Below are 20,871 nucleotides of genomic sequence, written 5' to 3'. Positions count from 1 at the left end.
CGCGCGGTTTTCCAAAAATCAAATGCCTGATCCGGTCAAACACGAACAGTTACCTCCTGAATATCGGCGGGGGTCACCCCCCGCATGGATTCCGGTATCAGAGGATGCCGGAATTCATGAGAGGGTTGCCTCAAAAGGCTTCGTCAGGGTGGCTCTTGACGGCTGCGCTTATCTGCAGGCATGGAATACACTATTATAAATTTATGGCCGGTTGGATAAATTGAGCCCGAATCGCGCCGTCTAAAATGTAACCCTATGGATAATCGTAGAGACATTTTTCTTTGATTGTATTTTATCTGCTGGGAGTACAATCAATATTGCGCGGTACGCTAACAACAACCTGATTTGGTTGATCTATCTGCGGGCGTAGGGCGTCACCCGGCCGCCGGAGATCTCGTTGATAATAATGGCTCCCGTACCCGCGAACACCAGGCAGAACGTGCCGACGGCCTCCGCCAGATATTTAGGGATTCTTTTGTTTAGCATTTTGGATAAGCTCGCGAACCTTCTCTTCGATTATGTCGCGCACCTTGCGAAACTCGTCATCAGGCATAGCCTTGGGATCAGGAATATTCCAATCAAGTTTCGCCTTGGCGGCAACTATGGGGCAGGCATCCCCGCAACCCATCGTGACCACATAGTCCCATTGGATTTTAGGCAGGTCACCAAGACCCTTGGGAATATTATGGCTCAAATCTATTGTTTGCTCCTTCATAAGCCGCACGGCCGTCTCATTGACCTTGCCCGAAGGCTTAGAGCCCGCGCTCCAGGCTTCCAATGCATCCTTGCCCAAAGCCCTGGCGAAACCTTCAGCCATTTGGCTGCGGCAGGAATTCTCAACGCAAACGAACAGAACCTTGATTTTCATAGGCACGTTAAATGATACCACTGACTAAGCCGACGGCAATCAAAAAAAGCATCGCGGCCACGGACCACCGAACAGCGCCCCAAAGAAGCCGCTTAAGATTCCACCCAAGGGGAGATATTTCATCCTTTTCCATTAGCCCGGTACATGACCACCTGAACCTTTTCCAGGGTGACTAGCCCCTCCTGAACCATCGCGTCGAGCTTGGGAAGAAATTTGCTGATCTTTTCTTCGCTATCCACAATCTCGATAACAATGGGCAGGTCCTCGGATAGGCGCAGGAGCTTGGCGGTGTGCAAATGACTTTTGCAGCCAAATCCCATGAAGCCTTTGATGGCGGTGGCTCCCGCCAAACCCTCCTTTTTGGCTTCGAGAACAATGGCTTCGTAAAGCGGCTGGCCTTGCCATCGATCGGCTTCGCCGATAAAGATTCTTAAAAGTTTTCCATCGGTTGGAATTTTCATCGTAACCCCCTCATATCAATTTTCCCAAGGCCATTCCCAGGCGAAGCAGGACGAGGCCAAGGAGAAGGCTCCCGCCGGCGTTTAAGACGGCTCTTAAAATTTCTCCATCCTTCAAAAGATTGTTGGTTTCCAAAATTAAAGTCGAGAAGGTGGTAAAGGCCCCGCAGAATCCGATCATGAGCAGGAGCCGGGCGTTGGGGCCTAAAAGGAATTTTTCTTCAGCCAAGCCGTCTAAAAGTCCAATCAGCAGACACCCCGACATATTGACCACGAAAGTTCCATGCGGAAAACCGGTTCCAAAGACACGATAGGCCATGCCGGCCAGAAAATACCTGGCAAAGCCTCCGGCAAGGCTGCCCGCGGCCAATCCAATTAATTTGCTTGTGTCCATAAAATAAAAAACTCCTACCGCTTTTACTTGGTAGGAGTTATCATCCCGCGAAAATCGCCGGGCGGTTCAAGGCGAACTCCATCGCCTATCGTCTATTCAAGCAAATCTTAGATGGCGCCGGCAAAATTCGCTCTGAGAAATCGAGCCAAAATTACCTGCCCTGGCTGGGGCGCGAGCCATCCAAAATCAATCCCAAAATTTTGAGATCATTGGTAGGAAGCTCGCAGGCATAGTCAATGCAGACATAGGCGGTTGCCTTGCCCCCAATAGGCACGATGCCCTTCAAAAAAGGCAGCCATTGGATCAAGGTTTCTCTGTTTTTCCCGCCATTAACCACCAGGAGAATTTTGTTTGGCATAAAGCGGCGGTGGATTTCCTCAAGCATCTCTTTCATATCTTGATCCGAGGGTTCCCCGGCAATAACGATCTGCTTAGGTTTAGAAAGATAAAAGTCCAAAGCCGCCAGCATCTGAGGCAGGGAACGCGGCTGTTGCTTCAATTGTTGGGCGAAAAGGGTCAAGGTTTTTTCCGCAGCCTCCCGGAAATCTTTACGATCCGTGAACTGCGCCAAACGCAAAAGATTCAAGGCCGCAATAGAGCTGGCCGAGGGCTCTACGTTGTCTGAATCTTCTTTGGTTCGAACCAGAAGATTTTTGTCATGGCCGATAGCGGTCATGTAGAATCCCCCGTTTTGAGAATCGTAAAAGAGTTTGTTTTGCGTTTCGGTAAGCTCAATCGCCCATTCTAGCCACCTGGCATCAAAGGTTGCTTCATAAAGATCCAAAAGCCCCTGAACCAGAAACGCGTAGTCATCGGCGATACCAGGCACCTTGCTTTCGCCCTCTCTCCATCTTCGATAAAGCCTTTTTGTCTTTAAGTCGTACAGACTGGTTTGAATGAAGGCGGCGGAGCGCTCCGCGGCTTTAGCGTATCGAGGCTCACCCAAAATTTGAGCTGCCTTGGCGAAAGCCGAGATCATGAGGCCGTTCCAGGAAACCAGAACCTTGTCGTCTAAATGGGGCCTTGGCCTCTTGGCGCGCGCTTCGAAAAGTTTTTGTTTGGTTTCTTGGAGAATCCTCTGCGTCTCTTTTTCTGATTTTTGGAACTTTTTGGCTGTATCGGGCATACCGTGGGCGATGTAGAGAATATTTTTATTTTTGAACTCTCCCTGGGGGTCAGACTCGGCGTTGCCGGTGGGCTCAATACCGTAGCGGTAGCTAAAAATCTCTCCAGCCTCCTGGCCCGCAATCCGCAAAATTTCTTCCTTCTCCCAAATATAAAAAGCTCCTTCCGATTTGTGCTCATGGCCTTTATCCGAAACCTTGCCCGCCAACTCCGGCGGGAGGCTATCCGCATCTTCGGCGGAATAAAAGCCGCCCTGGGGATGGGTCATGTCACGCAGAACATATTCCAGAGTTTCGCGGACAACTTGGGCGAATCCCTCCTCTCTGCTGATCTGATAGGCCTCCAAGTAATTGACCGCAAGCTGGGCGTTGTCGTAGAGCATCTTTTCAAAATGGGGGATATGCCATTTGTCGTCCGTGGAATAACGGTGGAATCCGCCTCCTAGGTGGTCGTAAATCCCGCCCTTGGCCATCTCGCGCAACGTGTGAAGGGACATATCCAGGGCTTTGGAATCTTTGGCACGCGCCCAGTAACGCAGGAGGAAGTTATGATTGACCGGCATGGGAAACTTGGGAGCGCCGCCAAAACCCCCTCTTGAGGCCTGATAAGAGCTCTGGTAGGACTTAAATCCGCTCTCAAGGGCCGCGGGCTCCAGTGGCCCCTGGCGTCCCTCCACTGTCATGTATTGCTGAATCTTCTCGGTCAGATCATTGCTGGAGGAAACAAGCTTGTCGCGCTGTGTTTTCCAGAGTTCCGCGGTCCTTTCTAAAATCTGAGAAAATCCCGGCCTGCCCCAGCGGGAATCCGGTGGAAAGTAGGTGCCGCCAAAGAATGGCTTGAGATCAGGCGTCAGCCATGCCGAAAGTGGCCAGCCGCCGGCGCCGGTCATGGCCTGGACCGCTGTCATGTAGATTTTATCCACGTCCGGACGCTCCTCCCGGTCCACTTTAATCGAAACAAAATATTTATTCATGATTGCCGCGATCTTGGGATCAGAGAAGGATTCCTTCTCCATGACATGGCACCAATGGCAGGTGGAATACCCGATGGAGAGGAAAATGGGTTTGTTTTCCCGGCGGGCCTTTTGAAACGCTTCCTCGCCCCAAGGATGCCATTCCACGGGATTGTAGGCATGCTGTTGCAAATAGGGACTTTTTTCCCGGATGAGATGATTGGGTTTTCCTTGAGAATTGGACGCTTGCGAATCTGAAGCCATAAAAAAGTATTGAACAAATAATAAAGCGATGAAACAGCCTCTCATCTTAACCGCCTCCCTTTCGAATTGGCACAAGGCTCTCGATGTCCTTCTCAAGCTCCTCCCTAAACTTGAATCCTGTGTATCTCTTGCGGATCATTCCATCGGGGCTGATCAAATAAGCCGTGGGAAGGCCGCGCAAAGGATAACCTTTGGGCGATTTGTCGGCGCCGCCCGCAAAAAGAACGGGCCAGGGGACATTATGTTCCTTGACGAACTGGACAACAACCTCCTTGCCCGCCTCATCCAAGGAAACCCCGACAATCACAAATCCTTTGTCCGCATATTTTTTGTAGACAGCTTTTAGATCCGGCAGCTCCTCGATGCAAGGCAGACACCAAGTCGCCCAAAAATCAAGAAGAATAACCTTGCCCTTGAAATCTGAGAGATGAATGGGCTTACCTTGAAGATCGGGTAAAATAAAATCCGCAGATGGACGGGGATTCTGGCTTAAATCCTGAGTTTGCGGCCCCTGTTGAATTCCAAGGTAATATCCTACGCCTGCGATCATCGCAACCGTGATCAAAGTCCGCCACCGCCTCAAAATAAAATTTCTTATTTTTTCGATGAGCAGAGTCATAAGGCAAACTTAAAGAGCCATGAGGGAAATAGGGCGATTAGCTTGGTCAGCCGGTTTGAAAAAATGAGGGCTCCTACCACAACAAGAAGAATGCCTGCCGCGATTTCTCCCCAACGGATATAGCGCTTGTAACGGTTAAAGAATTGCAGGAAGGCAGCTGTCCCAAAACCTGTGAGTATAAAAGGAATTCCAAGACCAAGGGAATAGACAAAAAGAAGAAACATTCCCTGTTTTACAGTCGCCTGCACCGCGGCCAACGCCAGGATTCCAGAGAGAATTGGGCCGATGCAGGGAGTCCAGCCGAAGGCGAACGCGAAGCCCATTGCAAAGGCCCCGGCCCAACTGGGCTGAAATTTTCCTGTCTTGATTCGCTTCTCGTAATAAAGCCATTTGATAGGAACGACGCCGATGGTGTGGAGTCCAAAAAGAATAATCATCGCCCCCGCCAGCTTGGAGAATACCTGCATGTGGGCCTCAAGAAGGCGGCCGATGGCTGAGGCCGAGGCGCCCAGCATGGTAAATACCATCGCAAAGCCCAAGACGAAAAAAATGGAGCCCACTCCCGCGCGGCGAATGATGGCCCGGCGGTCAGCGCCTTGAGAGAGCTCCTCTAGAGATATGCCAGAGATAAAAGAAATATAGCCCGGAACCAAAGGCAAAACGCAAGGAGACAAAAACGAAGCCACGCCAGCCAAGAATGACATCCAAACACTAATCTGGCTCATCGCAGCAAATCTCCCTCGGTCCTAAATTGATTTCGCGTCGCACCACATCAAAGAACAATAATCTGATAGCCTTGAGCAACCCACTTCTTGAGGCTGGGATGGCCCTCAAATTCTCCCACCAGCGTGGCGTCCGACATCTGTTTCAATTTACCCTTAACCTTGAAAGCCCCGGCACAGAAGTCGCAGATTTCTTCGACCACCTGCAGATTTTTAAGTCCCTTGTATCTATCGTGAAGCTTATTCTTGGGATCGCGAAAAGCCTCGGCCCAGCCCGTTCCTGCGCCGTCAAAAACAAGCGTCACGGCGTAACCCGCCTCTTTAAGCTCCTTCGCATAGAGCAGGGCATGGAGAGCGCGGGCCAACCCCTCGTGACTTTCGGTGCCCGCCTGAAGGATGATGAGAAATTTAGGCGGCCGCTCTCGTGATTCGGCGCAGCCAAAAAGCAAAAGTCCGCTAAAGAGCGCTGCGGCCAAAAGACCAAGCCTATTCATGAGATTTCTCCACGGCGACAAGCTTGCCCCCAATACAATTAACGCATTGGTCCGAATCGGAAGGCGCACATTTAGGACACCAAAGCATCCCGCACTTTACGCACTTTCTCCAGTTTTTGGCTTCATTCTCAGGCTGGTAATTGCAATGGCTGCACGTCAAAGCATTTTCGTTTTCCATCTGGTTTCCTCCTCAACTTAAAATATCTTAAAGAACTACCGGTTCCACCTCAACCATTTCTCTAAAATGGTCTTGGCAAAAGGAGTTAATCGAGTCCGATTGTAGGCATCCCCGATTTTTTTAATGCATTCGGCCTGCGTGGGATAAGGATGAATCGTCTGGGCTATACCCTTAAGACCAATCCCATTGGTCATGGCCAGAGTGATCTCACTGATCATCTCGCCGGCGTGCCGGGCGACGATAGTGGCGCCCAGTATCCGATCGGTTCCTTTCTCTACATGAACCTTAATCATGCCTTCATTCTCGCCATCCAACAAAGCCCTGTCCACTTCCTTAAACTCCTGAATAAAGGTATCCACCGGGATGCTTCGTTCCTTGGCGTCCTTTTCGTAAAGGCCGACGTGAGCGATTTCCGGATCGGTGTAGGTACACCAGGGAATTGTTAAGGCGCTTGCCTTCTTGCGTCCCATGAACAAGGCGTTTTGGATGACGATGCGCGCGGTCGCGTCTGCCGTGTGAGTGAACTTGTAGGCTGAGCAGATGTCACCCGCCGCGTAAATTCTGAGGTTGCTGGTCTCCAGCCGATCATTAACATGGACCCCTGACTTCTTGTCGTATTCCACTGCGACCGCTTCAAGGTTGAGTCCCTCCACGTTTGGGGCTCGTCCGACTCCTACCAGAATCTGATCCACAGCAATGCCGCCCTTATGGCAATCGCACTGCGTGAAAACCACTTTCTCAGCGCCACGCTTTTCCACCTTAACAACATTGTGATTGCAGGAAAACTTTATTCCCTCTCTTACGAACGCTTTCTCAATAATCTGGGCGGCGTCACGATCTTCGCGAATGAGGGTTTGACCCAGAGCCTCCATGAGATAAACTTCAGAACCGAAACGCAGAAAAGCCTGGGCCATCTCACAGCCGATGGGCCCGGCCCCCACTACAGCCAAACGCCTGGGCAGTTCCGTCAAGGAAAAAATTGTTTCATTGGTCAGGTAGCCGGCCTCCTTAAGACCCGGGATCGGCAGCTCTATGGCACGGGCTCCAGAAGCGATAACAGCCTTGGTAAAACGAAGCCGTTTGCCCTCAATTTCCACGGTATCAGGGCCCGTAAATTTGGCCTCCCCCAAAAAGACATCCACGCCTAGATTCTTGAAGCGTTGGACCGAGTCGTTGGGGCTGATCTGGGCACGCAGGCGGCGCATACGTTCCATGACTGCCGGGAAATCTACTTTAGCGCCCGGCGGGACGACAACGCCGTAGTCCGCAGCGCCTTGCACATCCGCAATGGCGCGCGAGGCCCGGATCAAGGCTTTGGAAGGCACGCAGCCCACGTTGAGGCAATCACCGCCTAAAAGATGTTTCTCGACCAAGGCTACCTTGGCTCCAAGGCCGGCGGCCCCGGCCGCGGTTACCAAACCTGCTGTACCAGCTCCGATTACTACAAGATTGTAACGGGAAGCTGGTTCTGGATTAATCCAATCGGGTGGATGGGCATTAGAAACAAGCGTCTTATTGTGCTCGTCCCAAGGCTCGACAATGACCTCTTTCACGATGATCTTTGCATCTCCTTAAAGTTGCGCGTAAACTCGATATCGTAGAGGGGCTTGCCATCCGCCTCCGCGTAGGGCCGGCTCAGAAAATTAAGCAACGGCCCCTTCTGAGGCGGAGAAAGTCGGATATCGCGGCCCGTGCTGACCAGAACCCGCCTCGTATCCAGATGGCCAAAGTAATACTCGGCGCGTTTGGGGTTTTTCCAAGCCTCCGAAATATCCACAGGAACCCAGCCTGTTTTCTCCGTGTAGAATTCAGCCCAGCAGTGGTAACCGCCGATCGCGCCTTGAGACTCCTCCGGCAGGGAGAACCCCATGTGGAATCGCGCTGGAATTCCGCTAGCCATCGCTAGAGCCATAAAGAGAGAATGGAAGTCCGTGCAGTTTCCCTTGCCGATGCGGCAAGCGTAGATGGAGTCCCCCCGCCCCCAACCCTCTCCTGATTTGTCATAAGCCATGCGGCTTAAGACATATTTATAGAGAGAGCGGCCTTTCTCCAACGAATCGGAAATGCCCTGGGTCTTGTCTTTAGCGATTTGCTGGATTTCGTCATTGACGGCCAAGAGGCCGCGTGCCTTAAGATCAATATCCGAAGGCCTTCTGCCGTCAAAAGAATCTCCTTGCGGCCTTCGGGTAATCCTGTACCTAAGAAGTACCTCAAGCCCTTCCCTGACCGGAGGATGAGCCCTCAGGAACACGGTTTCGTTCCCGAACTCCGGCTCGGAGGCAATCTCATAAGGCAGCGGCGATTCAACGCTGATCAGTTGGACGGATTGCGAAGCACCATTGGGCGGCTTGGGAATCCAGAGCCGGATTTCACGAGTCCCCGGTGGCGCCGACACCTTAACTCTTTCCTCCAGCTCAATAACTCTGGACGCTGATGGCGGCGCTAGATTAGAATAAGCCGCGAAGGCCGCAATTCCTGCCAGAAGGATCGCTCCTCCTGCTGCCAAACGCCATTCCCCTTTCATGACTATTGCGAGCTGCCTTAATTGCCGGCCGGCGCCATCTCGTTTTTCTCGTTCCAGGTATAACGAGGAACGCCGTTAACCTTGTGGATTAGGACTTTGTCAATTGTCCAGGAACCGTCGGGATTTTTCGTGGCGAAGAAATCCAGGTCGAGCTTGTCTTTTTCGCCTTTCTTAACCGATTTGAAGTCCGAGCAGGCAAAAAATTGGTTCTTGCCTAGTTGGACAATCCGGTTCTTATGAACCTTAACGACCCGCAGTTCCCAATCTTTGTTCAACTTGTCATCGTGAATCGTGTACGACTCGGTTTTGCTTTTGCCCTTTCCGACCTCGCAAACCTTGGCATCGTATTCGTTACGGATCTGCTTCATCCAGGCCTTGGAGCCTTCGGGAGCCTGGGCGGGTTTACCTTTGGGATGTTCAGGGTGCTCTTTGCCCTTCGGATGCTCCTTGTGTTCTGAGGCAGCCGCACCAGCAGGATGTTCCTTGGGATGCTCTTTGGCAGCCGCTGGAGCCGTTCCAGAGGGATGTTCTTTAGAAGGCTCCTGAGCAGCGGCAGCCGGAGCTGTTCCCGACGGATGTTCCTTCGGGTGTTCCTCTGCGTTGATATTCGCGGCAAACATTAATGCCGCAATAGCGCTTAACGCTAGGGTTCGTGTCATACTCGTTCCTCCTTGTGTTTTTGTATTTTTATTTTGCGCCCCTTGATCCAAAGCGGATCGAGCGGCGCGAGTTACAAAAAGCGTTACCGCAACCGTTGCGATGAGTCCCAAGGCATAAAGGGCCCATTCAAATGGGGTTTTAGCGCGGCTCCCCAGGGCACCACCGTGGTCCTTAAATCCATCCTTAGGAGGATAGGCAATTTTAAAATCTTCGCCAAACCACTTAAATATCGGCGATAGATAAACAATCCCCTTGGGCTCGACTTGGACCCCGCTGATCATTGATTGGCCTTGAGCATTTTTATCACAAACCCTTCATGGGCGTACCCGCTACCCGAAAGCCCTATTTCCTAAGAGGGCAACATGGGGCCGAGGGATTGCCGCAACAGATACCAGCCTTGTAGGCCCAAACCCCAGCGCCTGTCACCATCGCTATGGCCAGGGCGATCAATATGGTCTTCACTCAAATCACCTCCTTGCTTTCCTGCCGTGAGCTTTGAAAAACGTTTTAACAACCGCAAGGTTTTTTAGGTCCCATGGTCATCACCCCCTTTTCTTCGTGCTTTTCATGGCCGTTTAAGTTAAATCTCGATTTCTTTGATGGCCTGGGCAACGTTGCCCAGGCAGCAGGCGCCTTGGGGATTCTTTCTTTCGCAGTCGCAGCGGCCCTCCTTGACGCCTTGCTTGATTTTATAAGGAATGTCCGTTTTGCCCTTTTCCTTAAGACCGCGGCGCAAATCGCTCCGCTTATGCTCAAAGCAGTAGCACACATAAACGTCGTCACCCACATCTTTGATGGTCACAGGCAGTCTGGTTTGACCTTTTTTTACGATCCTGCCTTGAGGATTGCAGTAAACAACCTCACAGGCCGGGTTAAGACAAAAAGTGGCATCATCGCCCAGTTCCTTCCGCAAAGGGCTGGGCACGTGGTTATTCAGAGTCAAGGCGGTTACCTTTCGTCCTCTATTACCGCAAACAGGGCAGGGGCAAAGGATTGTCGGTATCTTGCAGCAGGCTCCGTGTGTTTCGGATGAGTCAGGCACCTTAACTCCTAATTCTTGATCTTGGCCGTGTAATCGCCAGCGGCTGACACGGCTTTAAGCAAGTCATCTGTTGAAGTGCCCGGCTCCACAAGAACCGCGGCTTCGGCCTTTTCGAAATCCACGAACGCGGATTCAACCCCGTGAACCTTCTTCAAGGAACGCTCAATGCTTAGGGCGCAGGCCGTGCAACTCATGCCGGAGATGGAAAGATGAACTGTTTGGGCATTGGCGCTTGCCGCAGCCAGATGCTTCGATAGAAACAGCGCCGACCAATCAGGAAATGTAGCTGTTCCCACCGCCAAAATGGCAATAACCCATAAGACTGTCTTCATTGTTTTGCTCCCTGATCGGAACTCGCAAGATCCATCCGCGCAAGCAACCTTGCGTTTTCTGTAGGTCATATAAAACGCTGATCCCAGCAAAATAGCGGTCAGTCCTAAAAAGAAAAGGCGATACTTTGCGAGGCCGGCCGCCAATCCAACCCCGCCTAAGCCCAGGCCAATCAACACGATGGGCCCCAGGCAACAGACAGAGGCCAAGGCTGCCGAGGCCAAAGCTCCAACGCTGGCAATTTTTTCTTTCATCTTGACGATCCCCCTTTGGGAAGCGACCTTTTTCCGTCTTTAATCTCCAAGCTCCTTAGAATAGGGCAACGATCAGTAGTGGCCTTGATCCGACAGGTACGAACAAGGCCCAGCAGCGTCTTCTCCATGGCTTTAAGGCTGGCTATTTTCTCTCTGACGCTCCGTAGCTTGGTCTCAGCCTTCCTTTTGACATCTCCACAACGGGCCCGGTGGCTCACCCTTAATTTCAAAAGTCCTTCTATTTCTTTAAGGGTAAACCCCAGAGCCTGGGCATTTTTGATGAACCTTAATTTCTGGACAGCTTCCTCGTTGTAGAGCCTATATCCTGAATCCCTTCGGTCATCTGGAAATAAAATCCCCCGGCGCTCATAGTAATGCACCGTTTGGATATTGACGCCTCCCAATTTAGCTACCTTGCCGATGGTTAATGATTCGCTCATGTCCGCCTCCTCACCTTAAGTATAAACCCTATACCTTAGTATAGAGTCAATAGGCAATTTTAGCGAAGGAGGGGGGCATCGGATCAATCAGAGCTGAAGGCCCAATTCGGCCTAATACAGCCTTGAATCCTATTACTCGGATAAAGAGCGCCAGTTGCTCTCGATAAATTCATTTCTTGCTAACGCTTTTGCTAACAGACGCCCCGATTTTCGACCCTATTTTCGGTTGACTGCAATCGTAATTTAGCTAGGTGCAATCAAAGATGCGCCGAATGAAATTTCTGGAGATAGTCTTTGGACACCAGGGTCATATTCTCTGGAACCACGGCCAGATGAGCGCCCATCTTTTCAGCGGCCCGCTTATACAAGCTTAAAAGGTGGTCAGAATCCACATTCTCAAGCCTAGAAATATGAGTTTGCTTAAGATGAAGTGCCTTGGCCAACTGCTCCTGGGTCATACCCAAATATTTGCGTAAAAGCGCGATCTGGACAGGAAGAGGGCGCTGCATAAGCTCCTCGAAATACTCGGCAGCATATTCGGGGTCCGATTCAATGGCTTTACGCACGTCTGGATCAAATTGGTTTTCCTGCTTTTTTCTTTTCATGGTTTTATCTCCAAAACTTCCTTCATTCGCTTATAAGCCTTCTCGAGCTCGTTTCTAGGTGTATCATCCGACTCCTTTTCATAAGCTGAAAGAAGCCAAAGCTCGTTCTTTTTAATACAGAAAAAAATTCTATAGGCGATCTTGTCAAAGCGCCTTTTCAACTCCTTCAAAGGTTCCCACCCTTTAAGAGTCCTAACCGTCACATTCATAGTTTTAGGCCAAAATAGCTCTAACGTTTGAAGGTCGATATCCAGCTTAACGGCCGCCTTTCTCCTCTGGCTATCCTGCCGCAAGGCCTCCAAATACTCCCGAACCTCGCCGGAATCGCCGTTGGGATAATACCTTCTACGAAGCGCCATTTTATACCCTTAAAAGTATATACCTAAATATGTATATTTTCAAGGCTCCGTTTTTAAGTCAGACATTATCCAATTTGAAATTTTTTCCAAGCGTCGCTAGGTGAAATAGTCATTCGCAAAGTTTTACATAAATTCTCCGCTTGAGAATAAAACTTTTCCCTTAGTTGATCCTCGGAAACATCGGCTTTCTTAGCTAAAGCCAGCGCTTCCTTAAATATCCAGCCCAAGAGGGAACCGGTCGTGAGATCAAATCCATTGAAATTATTACATCCGTTAATGTCGATATTTCTTGCTAACGTTTTTGCTAACAAGATCAGGGTAAATCGAGGACATTCGGGGATATTCAGGGCTGTTAGATTGGGCTACTTCGGCCCCATCAAGTTGGGCACCTGAGGGTTCTGTTTCTGAAAAACTTCGCGGTGAATTGGGTTGTCGGAGGGCGGTTTCCCGACGAAGGTTCGGAGCTCCTCCTCGACAACTTCGGGGTTTGTGAAAATGGCGTGATCGTGGGTGAGTTGGCTGTCTAAACTTGTTTTGTGATCCTTGATCGTATCTGTCGGAACCATCCTGATGGTGTCCCACGGGCAGTCAATCCCTCTCGAAGCGACCCCCCGGTTGCTACGGTTTCTGCTACGGTCCGTCATGCCAAATTTGAATATCCGCTACTTGTAGGGCACTTGGGGGGTAATTGAAGGGTCGCCCACCCCTCTTTTCTCCCTCAGGTTCTCAACGCCATCCCCCACACGTCCGAACTAAAGCTCCCCTTGAGAATACTATATTGCTTAAGTATAATATATTGCACACAGTGAGCAATATGTCTATTTTAAGCAATACTCTAACACGCGAGTTAATGGGGCTATTAGAAAAACGCCTTCCGCCCGGTTGGAAGGTGGTGTCTAAAGGCGCCGAGATAAAAGCCGGCCCTGGTTTACGCCTTGACCTCTTACTAGAGCTGCGCGGGCCAGAAGGCAAAAAAACCAAAATGCTGGTGGAGTTCAAAAATCGCCTAGAGCCCAAGCTTGTCCAACCGTTAATGGATCAACTGCGGATCTACGCTAAAGCGTTAGGCCAGGAAGCAGTCCCCATGGTTGTTTCCCCTTTTATCAGCCCCAGCACGCGCCAAAGCCTCAAGGAAGCCGGTATCCCCTATGCCGATACAACCGGCAATATGTGGCTAGTTTCCTCGCAGCCAGGCCTCTACATTGAAACCCAAGGCGCAGAACGCAACCCTAACCGTGAAAACCGTCCAGTTCAATCGCTCAAAGGCGCCAAAGCCGCAGAAGTGGTACGAGCTCTTTGCGACTTTTCTCCTCCTTTTGGAGTGGTAGAGCTGGCCCAAAAAGCAGGAGTAGACCCCGGTTACACCTCACGGGTTCTTTCGTTCATTGACAGTGAAGACTTGATCCAGCGCGAACCCAGAAGCCCCATTACGAATGTCCTCTGGAGAAAACTTATTGATCGTTGGTCTCAGGATTACTCCTTCTTAGGTTCCAACCGTATCATTCCTTGCCTTGAACCCCGCGACATAAATAATCTACCCCAAAAACTCGCCGATACAACTGACAGCCTGGCTATCACAGGCTCCGCCGCAGCAGCTGCCATTGCCCCGGTGGCACCCACCCGCATGATAGCGGCTTACGTTAAGTCGCCAGAAGACGTTATGGAACGGCTTGGTCTTAAGCCCGTCGAGGCCGGCGCCAATGTACTGCTTGCTGAACCTTATGACCCTGTAGTTTTTGAACGTGTCCAAGTGCGTGATGGTATTCCTTATGCCGCACCGAGCCAAACAGCGGCCGATCTTTTGACCGGCCCAGGGCGCAATCCCTCGGAAGCCCAATCTCTGCTAGACTGGATGGAAAATCATGAATCTAAGTGGCGCACCTGATCCGCTTTATATCCTGGCCCGTAGGGTTCTTTTGGATGCGCTGGAAGCCCTGGGCTCCCAGCGCAAAGCCACTATTCTGGTCGGAGCCCAAGCTGTCTATCTGCATACCGGCCCGGCAGGTCTGGCTGTTCCTGAATACACCACCGATGCCGACATCGCCTTAAACCCGGAGATGCTCGCAGATAGCCCGCAGTTGGAAGAAATCATGAAAGGCGCCAAATTTAAGCCGGACGGTACCAATGTTGGGAGCTGGGTTACGAAAAGAACTCAGAAGGGAAAGGAGGTGGAAATCAAAGTGGACCTACTGGTTCCGGCCGGCGTGGGTGGCCAAGGTCGCCGCGGCGCTCGCCTAGGCGCACATGGCAACAAGGCCGCCAGGAAGGTTAAAGGACTAGAAGCCGCGCTTGTGGATAAAAGTCAGATGACCATCACGGCCTTAGAGCCGACTGACCAGAGAAGTTACGCTTTAGCCGTCGCCGGACCCGCCGCTCTTTTAATCGCCAAGCTCCACAAACTGGCCGACCGCCAGGAAGATGCGGGCAGGCTCAATGACAAAGATGCCCTAGACACGCTCCGCCTCCTGCGCCATACTGACACCCAGACTTTAGCGGATACATTGCGTAAACTCCGCTTGGAAAAAATCGCAGGAAGCGTCACTCTGGAAGCCATCGAAATACTCAGCCACCTCTTTGCCAAGTCGGATTCCCCCGGTTCCCAGATGGCCGCCCGCGCTGCGACACCCATGGAACCCACAGAAACCACCGCCGCTTCCTGTTCGGCCTTAGCCACCGATCTTGTACGCGCCCTGAAATAATTAGATTCTTTCTGTCACACTAATCCGTAATTTTGTGTGACATTTTAGACAATAGCGGTTCCCCCTGCGGCCGGTCACGCAAATTTTCTATTGATGAACGAATCCACGGGTCTTTCGATCTTCAGGTTGTCAAGATCAATAAGCGCATAGCTTACGGAATCCGCGCCTACCTGCCCCGGCTGCACGCACACGGTTTTGCCTACCATAGCGCGCCACACGCCGCTGCACTCGGGTGATTCATGAATATGGCCGTGCAAAGTAAGCAATGGCTGCGTTCTTTTAATAAATTCATGAATCGCCTTTGAGCCGACCTTTTCTCCAGACTGACAAACATCCAACCCCAAGCCAGCCGGTGGCATGTGGATCACATAGATCGCTTTGCGAGGATTCTTGGGCTTAGGAAGCGAACGCAGTTCTTCTTCAATCGTTGGCAACGTCGCCGCATGGGCAAACCAATCGCCCAATTCTTCAAAACCATTTTTTGTCGAGATAAGCCCAGAGCCAAGTTGCCGCTGGAATGCATACTCTTTTTGATCTTTTCGGCATCGGTCCTTGAGCCTAAAAGGGTAGTCCACTACCCAATTCATACCGATAAATTCAAAAGTCCCCAATTCAAATCTTTTCTGGGCTAAGTTGACCGCATGGGAATGCTGGGAGCATACCTTCTCAAAAGAAGTGTCGAAAACTCTTAAATCATCATTGCCCAAGTAGCCCAGATGATAAATCCCCGCTTTCTCATATTGAGCAAAGTACCCATTCAAAAAGTCCTCAACAAATTCTTTTTGAGCGCGGTGCAGGTTGGCACCCCCTTTCGGCAGCATATCACCACCGTTTACCACTGCGTCAACCCCATGCTCCCTCGCCACTTCTAAAACCTGCCAATACTTCCCATTGTTCCCATGGATATCGGTCACAAAAAGAATCTTCATGGCAACCTACATCTCCAACTTGGCTTTAAGCTTGGCGATAGATTCCCGGTGTTTGGCCGCGTCCATCTTTTTAATATTTTGCAGCTTCCACTGAATCGCGGGCAATCTCTCAATGCCTTCAAGTCCAAGAAAATTCCATTCGGGGTTGCCCTCTTTAAGGGAAATCAAAAATCTTCTCTCGGCGTCCGTCAATCGAGCTTTCAAGTGAGCCACCAGATTCTCACGGATTTCAACCAGCTCCTCATAAGTTACCCGCTCATCGGTCATTTCTAAAAATTCGTTTTCAAAAATAGATCTCACATCCTTTCGCGTGGGATCAATGACTTCGTGCATCGGCCGGTCATGGCTAGACAAGTAAACGACAAAGGCTTTCTGGATTTCGGGTGTTATTCCCTCATGGTCCATAAGGATTTTAATGTCAAAAAGGTCTCTAGGATGCTGGCGGTCCAATGCCGCGCAAATTTTGCCTCCATAAATGTCCGCTTCAGAAAGCGTGGTGGTCGAAACGGAAATCTCGAAAAGCTCCTCGGCTTTTTTTGACAACTCGTGATTCTCACATGGAAATAATGTCCCACGAATTATCTGATTCGGCTCAATTTTGATTTGATTTTTCCCATCGTTAACAACGAGCTTGGCAACCTGCCCCAATGGCTTAATAACACTTTCTTGTATTTTGATCCCAGGCATCGCCTTTTTAATAGAAACTGCGATACGCTTAAGGGCTTGGCCGATATTTTTCAAGGAATCCTCACGTCCCTCAAGGGGAAGATAGGTCAAATCAATATCTACGGAGAGCCTTGGCATATCCCGAAGAAAAAAGTTGATCGCCGTCCCGCCTTTAAGAGCGAAGCGCGATTCGGAAGAAACATGAGGAATCATGCGCAGCATCAGCTCCGTCTCTTTGAAAAATGGGCTTTTTTTCACGATCCCTCCTCCGCTTTACTGACCGCCGGAACTGTGATCTGATACTTTGAATCCAAATGGCCGTCTCTGACGATCATGCGCTTTCCTTTTCCAAAATCCAATTGAGACTGATCCACCTTCGCCACCCATGCATGGTTAGACTTCTCGGCCAAGTGCATAAAAAGCCGCTTGACCTTTATCGAGCCACACTGCTCCAACAAACTCTGAACCAAATTGGGCCTCAGGGTGGTTAAACCCTCAAACAAAAGCTTGGCTCCCTCAAAGGATTGCTGTTCAGGAACGAGGCGAAGCGTCTCCATTATGGCCCGTTCCGGAGCGGATATGGTTACGGAATACGCTCCCAAATCTTCTTTGGTAAGCCCTAGGGTTGTTTCCTTGGGAAAAAGATTTGTAGTTATGTAACGAACTTTAACATCCCAGCTATACTCACGAAACCAAGAAGGAAGCCGGGTCCTGGGAGCCCCAAACAAATACACCCCCCTACCTTTTCCAAGAGGCACGAAATGGGCATAACCCCTCATTTCCAAAGCCGTTCTTCCCCCAAGATGGATGGGCAAATTCAGCTGCTCCTGAATGGCGTAAAGACCGCCTGTCCAATCCAACTGGTCCCCCACGCGGCCGACGGCCCCGCGGCCGACGGAATAAAGCCAATTGCTCTTTCGATAGAGATTTATAAGGTCGTAACCAAATCCCTTCTGGTGGAGCCAAGAACAGGCCGAAACTGTGCCATTGGGCCAATTGGTCAAAAGTTGGTTTATTTTAGTCTTATTTGATTGATCCATTATCAATATACTAGCAGTAATTCAAACTAAAATCAATAGCTGGTTTATTTTGAATACTTTTAGATGATTAAAAATCTATCTATTCGTACTAAATCAAACCAATATTGCACACAGCGAGCAATATGGCCTTTTTAGGCAACAGTCGTGAGTCCTATCCTAATCGTTGAAACCCTGGCCGATGTTAGCGCCGCCTCCTGACTATCCAGTTTCAGCCGTTCTCTGATTATCCAGTTGGTCCTTTTTCTTCTTTTTGGGCACACCACCCCTTTATGTTTTAGGCTTTGAGAAAAAAATAAAGAGGGGGCTTGCCCCTCTTTAATTCTTTTCTTCGATTACATCGAGCCCTAACTGCTGCTGTCTTCTTTTCTTAAGTATAAATTTGACTCTTACCTTTCAAATTGGCCTCTTCCAATTCAATCTGTAAAATATCCTCCAATCTATTTCAACAAGAATTCCCTGGTAAGCTGGGCATCGGGAATCTTTCTCTCTGTTGGCAAATAAATCCAAACCGGAATATCCAGATCAACCAGAAAACGGCAAATCGCTGGGCCCACGTCTTTCCAATCCAAACCGCCTAATCCACAACCCAACGCTGGCATCGCCAAAGATTTGATGCCCTCTTTCTTATAATTTTCTCGCAACCAAACGAGCCCTCTTTTGATACCTTCAAAATCTCCAAGCTCTTTCCAATGGTTTTTAGTAGCAAAAAGTAAAAACCAGGTAACTCCATTGCCATTGACCACCGGGCGCGGTTCATCGGCCAATTCACTATCCAGTGAATTCTCTCGCTTATAAATACAGGGCTTGCCCATTTGTAACCTACCGCTTCGACACGCATCCTGGTAAAACACATACACATCAGAAAATTGATATTTGGCCCTAGAGGCAAGCCCCTTGCCCATAATACCCACGCAATTAACGCTGATCGTCATTGTCTGCAACTTAGAAAAGAACATATCGCCTTCAACTAAAAATAAATTATTAGCAAGGCTCATCTTGCGAGTTGGCTCAAAAAATAGAGGCATCTGAGGAACAATCGCGAGCCTGTCCGGCAGAGACATGGATCTAACCTTTTCGGCTGCCTCATGGCTTGCCACGTAAATTGTATTGATCAGATCGGGTGGCACGAGGTCTGGCACCAGACACTCGGCCATCATCTTTCTTTTAGAGCCGTCCTCAGGTTTCCAATACTCGCTGTCAAGTTCTTTGCGCAATGAATCAATATTTTTCAACCCTTCTTGAGGAGGCAGAACGCTTGATTGCGGACTTCCTAACCCCCCGTCTGAAATGAAAATATCAGGTCGCCTTAAGATATCCCTGCTAATTCCTAAAACCACAATATCATTGGGCGATTTTTCATAAAGAACCCGGTACAGCATGGCGTTTCTTGCTTGAAAATAAAGATTCGCAAAGCTCAGAAGATTACGGCCACCCGCAGTCCGCTCCCGTCGTCCGGCGATAATTTGTTCGTCATAGACCGGTGTATATCGAAGGCCTTTAGATAGCACTAACTCATGAGACAAAATCCCCTCCGCCACAATGCTGGGAAGATTATCAATATGAGTAATGTAATAAAGCTCTCTAATTTGAAAAGCCATTAAAATCCGCCAAAACTGACCGTCTGAATTTCAACTGACGTTGTTGGGATTATGCCCCCTTCATCTTTTCGCTAATCTTGCTGATTACCCAATTTGCATTTTTTCGAACTAACTCATCTGGATCATAAGAACATAATACCCCTCTGCTCATCTCTCTCTTCCTGAGATCCCAGTTGGTTAAATTTGATAAATGGCGCTCGATTATCGCATCCAAAAGCATGATTCATCAATGAATCTCCCCCGTCATGCGTATTTTTCCCAAGAGCCTGCATTCGATTTTTTACTTCAGAAATAACCCTCTTCAATGCTTCCTCAACCGCCTGGGCATAATGCCCATCACGGAAAAGGCTTCCGGCTACCGCCTCAATTTTTGTATGCAATGCGTGATTTTGTAGGACATCTGCCGCAGTCCCGTTGACTATCGGATGCAACGCCGTTTCGTATTGTCGAATTATTGCTTCAAGTGCCGACCTTTTCTTTTCGAGAGTCCCCAAAAACTTTGCGCAATGATCCTCATCGCTTAAAGACCATCGCATTTCAGACGAATCTTCAAAAACAGCAACCGTCGCTTCATCAAAAGCGCTTTTCAGTAACCTAGTTGTTGCATTCTCCCAAAGCTGATACTGCGGATTGAAGGCAGGTCCTTTTTTTAAGGATTCAATTTGACCAAGTTGATCCTTTAATCGCTGAATACATTCATTAATTTCCATAAATATTAATAAAACGTCAACGAAGACTTAAGCTTTTTAGTTGTTGGGCTGTGGTTCCAGCTTATATTTTTTTCCCTTTAGTTTTTCTGCGTCCCAACGTAAAAAAATCCAAGTGGCTCCTCCGCCGGTTCGCTTCCAGGGTTTAATCCTATTTTGGTCCATCCAAGAATACAGGGTTTGTCTTGTAATCCCCAAAAGTTCACACACCTCGGTGGTACTCAAGATATCGTTGGGGGTTACGGCAACTTTTATCGACATTGCTTCATTTAATAAAATTTTTACAGGTCTGTAAAATGTAAGCCAAAAGCCTTGCTCTTTTGGTTTAAGGCTTAACCCTCAAGAGATCACAGATTTTTGCGTTGACCTCAGGAAGAGCGCAAAAACCCTGCTACCCACCCCCTTTCCATGTGCCCTTTTGGGTAGCACTTTTGCTGCCCGCTTTGCTGCCCATTTGAGCAACATTCGGCAACATTCCGCAATATCGGCCAGGTCTACTTGGGCCCCATCAAGTTGGGCACTTGGGGGTTTTGTTTCTGGAAAAGTTGCTCAACCTGGGGGTTGTTAAATGGGGGTTTCCCGACGAAGGTTCGCAGTTCTCCCTCGACAACTTGGGGGTTGCTGAAAATGGCGTGATCGTGGGTGAGTTGGCTGTCTAAACTTGTTTTGTGTTCCTTGATTGAATCGGTCGGAACCATACGTATCGTGTCCCACGGGCAGTCTTTGACGCAGAGCATGCACCCAATACAGATGTCGTAGTTGACATAAACGCCCCAGTTTTCCGGTGATTCGCCGAATTTTTCGATGCAGGTGGGCACCGGGCAGACCGCGATGCAGACCTCGCAGCCGGTGCAGGCGTTGAGATTGACCAGGGCTTTAATCTTCGCCTTGGACGCCCCTTTAACGAGAGCGGCGCGGCGCTGGGGGTTCATTTGAGCCGGCAT

General features: G+C 49.7%; 25 protein-coding genes. 2 read left to right on the top strand and 23 right to left on the bottom strand.

Annotated elements, in window-relative coordinates; all coding sequences use genetic code 11:
* Positions 1-463: 463 nt before the first annotated feature.
* The 16 genes from HYT79_10695 to HYT79_10620 all read right to left on the bottom strand — a co-directional run bounded on the left by HYT79_10695 (position 464) and on the right by HYT79_10620 (position 12,599).
* Positions 464-868, bottom strand: a complete 405-nt coding sequence (locus tag HYT79_10695) for an arsenate reductase ArsC (protein MBI2071053.1) — start codon at positions 866-868, stop codon at positions 464-466.
* A 119-nt stretch (positions 869-987) separates the two neighbouring features.
* Positions 988-1,329: a DUF190 domain-containing protein gene (locus HYT79_10690; protein MBI2071052.1), complete on the bottom strand. Its 342-nt coding sequence runs from the start codon at positions 1,327-1,329 to the stop codon at positions 988-990.
* Positions 1,330-1,339: 10 nt separating this feature from the next.
* A complete protein-coding gene (gene crcB, locus HYT79_10685) occupies positions 1,340-1,720 on the bottom strand; it encodes a fluoride efflux transporter CrcB (GenBank protein ID MBI2071051.1) in 381 nt (126 codons plus the stop codon).
* Positions 1,721-1,871: 151 nt separating this feature from the next.
* The gene (locus HYT79_10680; protein ID MBI2071050.1) at positions 1,872-4,061 is read right to left on the bottom strand and encodes a thioredoxin domain-containing protein; all 2,190 of its coding nucleotides are present in this window, start codon (positions 4,059-4,061) and stop codon (positions 1,872-1,874) included.
* 46 nt (positions 4,062-4,107) lie between these two features.
* Complete coding sequence (locus HYT79_10675) at positions 4,108-4,680, bottom strand: TlpA family protein disulfide reductase (GenBank protein MBI2071049.1); 573 nt, start codon at positions 4,678-4,680, stop codon at positions 4,108-4,110.
* Positions 4,677-5,384, bottom strand: coding sequence for a cytochrome c biogenesis protein CcdA (locus HYT79_10670; protein ID MBI2071048.1), 708 nt, complete (start codon positions 5,382-5,384; stop codon positions 4,677-4,679). The genes HYT79_10675 and HYT79_10670 overlap by 4 nt, the downstream gene beginning before the upstream one ends.
* Before the next feature lie 68 nt (positions 5,385-5,452).
* Complete coding sequence (locus tag HYT79_10665) at positions 5,453-5,896, bottom strand: DsrE family protein (GenBank protein MBI2071047.1); 444 nt, start codon at positions 5,894-5,896, stop codon at positions 5,453-5,455.
* 213 nt (positions 5,897-6,109) lie between these two features.
* Positions 6,110-7,630 (bottom strand): mercuric reductase, encoded by a 1,521-nt coding sequence (locus HYT79_10660; protein MBI2071046.1) that lies wholly within the window; start codon positions 7,628-7,630, stop codon positions 6,110-6,112.
* Entirely contained in the window at positions 7,624-8,469 is an 846-nt protein-coding gene (locus HYT79_10655) for a transglutaminase domain-containing protein (GenBank protein ID MBI2071045.1), read from the bottom strand. Before HYT79_10655 ends, HYT79_10660 begins: the two co-directional genes overlap by 7 nt.
* 146 nt (positions 8,470-8,615) lie before the next feature.
* Entirely contained in the window at positions 8,616-9,257 is a 642-nt protein-coding gene (locus tag HYT79_10650) for a hypothetical protein (GenBank protein MBI2071044.1), read from the bottom strand.
* Between the two features lie 581 nt (positions 9,258-9,838).
* Positions 9,839-10,300, bottom strand: coding sequence for a copper chaperone Copz family protein (locus HYT79_10645; protein ID MBI2071043.1), 462 nt, complete (start codon positions 10,298-10,300; stop codon positions 9,839-9,841).
* An 8-nt stretch (positions 10,301-10,308) separates the two neighbouring features.
* Positions 10,309-10,884: a cation transporter gene (locus HYT79_10640; GenBank protein MBI2071042.1), complete on the bottom strand. Its 576-nt coding sequence runs from the start codon at positions 10,882-10,884 to the stop codon at positions 10,309-10,311.
* Positions 10,881-11,324 (bottom strand): heavy metal-responsive transcriptional regulator, encoded by a 444-nt coding sequence (locus tag HYT79_10635; protein MBI2071041.1) that lies wholly within the window; start codon positions 11,322-11,324, stop codon positions 10,881-10,883. The genes HYT79_10640 and HYT79_10635 overlap by 4 nt, the downstream gene beginning before the upstream one ends.
* 257 nt (positions 11,325-11,581) lie before the next feature.
* On the bottom strand, positions 11,582-11,929 hold the full coding sequence (locus tag HYT79_10630) for a helix-turn-helix transcriptional regulator (GenBank protein ID MBI2071040.1): 348 nt from the start codon (positions 11,927-11,929) through the stop codon (positions 11,582-11,584).
* Positions 11,926-12,288: a type II toxin-antitoxin system RelE/ParE family toxin gene (locus tag HYT79_10625; protein ID MBI2071039.1), complete on the bottom strand. Its 363-nt coding sequence runs from the start codon at positions 12,286-12,288 to the stop codon at positions 11,926-11,928. The genes HYT79_10630 and HYT79_10625 overlap by 4 nt, the downstream gene beginning before the upstream one ends.
* Positions 12,289-12,353: 65 nt before the next feature.
* The gene (locus tag HYT79_10620; protein ID MBI2071038.1) at positions 12,354-12,599 is read right to left on the bottom strand and encodes a hypothetical protein; all 246 of its coding nucleotides are present in this window, start codon (positions 12,597-12,599) and stop codon (positions 12,354-12,356) included.
* 494 nt (positions 12,600-13,093) lie between these two features.
* Here HYT79_10620 and HYT79_10615 point away from each other — a divergent pair, with 494 nt between their 5' ends.
* Together HYT79_10615 and HYT79_10610 are read left to right on the top strand one after the other, a co-directional pair.
* Entirely contained in the window at positions 13,094-14,173 is a 1,080-nt protein-coding gene (locus HYT79_10615) for a hypothetical protein (GenBank protein ID MBI2071037.1), read from the top strand.
* Positions 14,151-14,987, top strand: coding sequence for a hypothetical protein (locus HYT79_10610; protein ID MBI2071036.1), 837 nt, complete (start codon positions 14,151-14,153; stop codon positions 14,985-14,987). The genes HYT79_10615 and HYT79_10610 overlap by 23 nt, the downstream gene beginning before the upstream one ends.
* 74 nt (positions 14,988-15,061) lie before the next feature.
* On the opposite strand, the gene HYT79_10605 is transcribed toward HYT79_10610, so the two are convergent.
* The 7 genes from HYT79_10605 to HYT79_10575 all read right to left on the bottom strand — a co-directional run bounded on the left by HYT79_10605 (position 15,062) and on the right by HYT79_10575 (position 20,871).
* Entirely contained in the window at positions 15,062-15,916 is an 855-nt protein-coding gene (locus HYT79_10605; GenBank protein MBI2071035.1) for a metallophosphoesterase, read from the bottom strand.
* A 6-nt stretch (positions 15,917-15,922) separates the two neighbouring features.
* Positions 15,923-16,804, bottom strand: a complete 882-nt coding sequence (locus HYT79_10600) for a nucleotidyl transferase AbiEii/AbiGii toxin family protein (protein ID MBI2071034.1) — start codon at positions 16,802-16,804, stop codon at positions 15,923-15,925.
* A 32-nt stretch (positions 16,805-16,836) separates the two neighbouring features.
* Complete coding sequence (locus HYT79_10595; protein ID MBI2071033.1) at positions 16,837-17,586, bottom strand: type IV toxin-antitoxin system AbiEi family antitoxin; 750 nt, start codon at positions 17,584-17,586, stop codon at positions 16,837-16,839.
* Between the two features lie 473 nt (positions 17,587-18,059).
* On the bottom strand, positions 18,060-19,220 hold the full coding sequence (locus HYT79_10590; protein MBI2071032.1) for a DUF4433 domain-containing protein: 1,161 nt from the start codon (positions 19,218-19,220) through the stop codon (positions 18,060-18,062).
* Between the two features lie 122 nt (positions 19,221-19,342).
* Positions 19,343-19,930: a hypothetical protein gene (locus tag HYT79_10585; GenBank protein MBI2071031.1), complete on the bottom strand. Its 588-nt coding sequence runs from the start codon at positions 19,928-19,930 to the stop codon at positions 19,343-19,345.
* Positions 19,931-19,966: 36 nt separating this feature from the next.
* Complete coding sequence (locus HYT79_10580; protein MBI2071030.1) at positions 19,967-20,188, bottom strand: helix-turn-helix domain-containing protein; 222 nt, start codon at positions 20,186-20,188, stop codon at positions 19,967-19,969.
* Between the two features lie 233 nt (positions 20,189-20,421).
* Positions 20,422-20,871, bottom strand: a complete 450-nt coding sequence (locus HYT79_10575; GenBank protein ID MBI2071029.1) for a 4Fe-4S binding protein — start codon at positions 20,869-20,871, stop codon at positions 20,422-20,424.

This window comes from Elusimicrobiota bacterium (assembly GCA_016180815.1).
GTDB lineage: Bacteria > Elusimicrobiota > Elusimicrobia > JACQPE01 > JACQPE01 > JACPAN01.
This window is presented reverse-complemented; position numbering and strand designations above follow the sequence as displayed.

Bases quoted from the DNA above. Each gene is read 5' to 3' on its own strand.
- HYT79_10695 (MBI2071053.1), bottom strand. From the start codon at position 868: ATGAAAATCAAGGTTCTGTTCGTTTGCGTTGAGAATTCCTGCCGCAGC.
- HYT79_10690 (MBI2071052.1), bottom strand. From the start codon at position 1,329: ATGAAAATTCCAACCGATGGAAAACTTTTAAGAATCTTTATCGGCGAA.
- crcB (MBI2071051.1), bottom strand. From the start codon at position 1,720: ATGGACACAAGCAAATTAATTGGATTGGCCGCGGGCAGCCTTGCCGGA.
- HYT79_10680 (MBI2071050.1), bottom strand. From the start codon at position 4,061: ATGGCTTCAGATTCGCAAGCGTCCAATTCTCAAGGAAAACCCAATCAT.
- HYT79_10675 (MBI2071049.1), bottom strand. From the start codon at position 4,680: ATGACTCTGCTCATCGAAAAAATAAGAAATTTTATTTTGAGGCGGTGG.
- HYT79_10670 (MBI2071048.1), bottom strand. From the start codon at position 5,384: ATGTCATTCTTGGCTGGCGTGGCTTCGTTTTTGTCTCCTTGCGTTTTG.
- HYT79_10665 (MBI2071047.1), bottom strand. From the start codon at position 5,896: ATGAATAGGCTTGGTCTTTTGGCCGCAGCGCTCTTTAGCGGACTTTTG.
- HYT79_10650 (MBI2071044.1), bottom strand. From the start codon at position 9,257: ATGACACGAACCCTAGCGTTAAGCGCTATTGCGGCATTAATGTTTGCC.
- HYT79_10640 (MBI2071042.1), bottom strand. From the start codon at position 10,884: ATGAAAGAAAAAATTGCCAGCGTTGGAGCTTTGGCCTCGGCAGCCTTG.
- HYT79_10635 (MBI2071041.1), bottom strand. From the start codon at position 11,324: ATGAGCGAATCATTAACCATCGGCAAGGTAGCTAAATTGGGAGGCGTC.
- HYT79_10630 (MBI2071040.1), bottom strand. From the start codon at position 11,929: ATGAAAAGAAAAAAGCAGGAAAACCAATTTGATCCAGACGTGCGTAAA.
- HYT79_10625 (MBI2071039.1), bottom strand. From the start codon at position 12,288: ATGGCGCTTCGTAGAAGGTATTATCCCAACGGCGATTCCGGCGAGGTT.
- HYT79_10610 (MBI2071036.1), top strand. From the start codon at position 14,151: ATGAATCTAAGTGGCGCACCTGATCCGCTTTATATCCTGGCCCGTAGG.
- HYT79_10605 (MBI2071035.1), bottom strand. From the start codon at position 15,916: ATGAAGATTCTTTTTGTGACCGATATCCATGGGAACAATGGGAAGTAT.
- HYT79_10600 (MBI2071034.1), bottom strand. From the start codon at position 16,804: ATGCTGCGCATGATTCCTCATGTTTCTTCCGAATCGCGCTTCGCTCTT.
- HYT79_10590 (MBI2071032.1), bottom strand. From the start codon at position 19,220: ATGGCTTTTCAAATTAGAGAGCTTTATTACATTACTCATATTGATAAT.
- HYT79_10585 (MBI2071031.1), bottom strand. From the start codon at position 19,930: ATGGAAATTAATGAATGTATTCAGCGATTAAAGGATCAACTTGGTCAA.
- HYT79_10580 (MBI2071030.1), bottom strand. From the start codon at position 20,188: ATGTCGATAAAAGTTGCCGTAACCCCCAACGATATCTTGAGTACCACC.
- HYT79_10575 (MBI2071029.1), bottom strand. From the start codon at position 20,871: ATGCCGGCTCAAATGAACCCCCAGCGCCGCGCCGCTCTCGTTAAAGGG.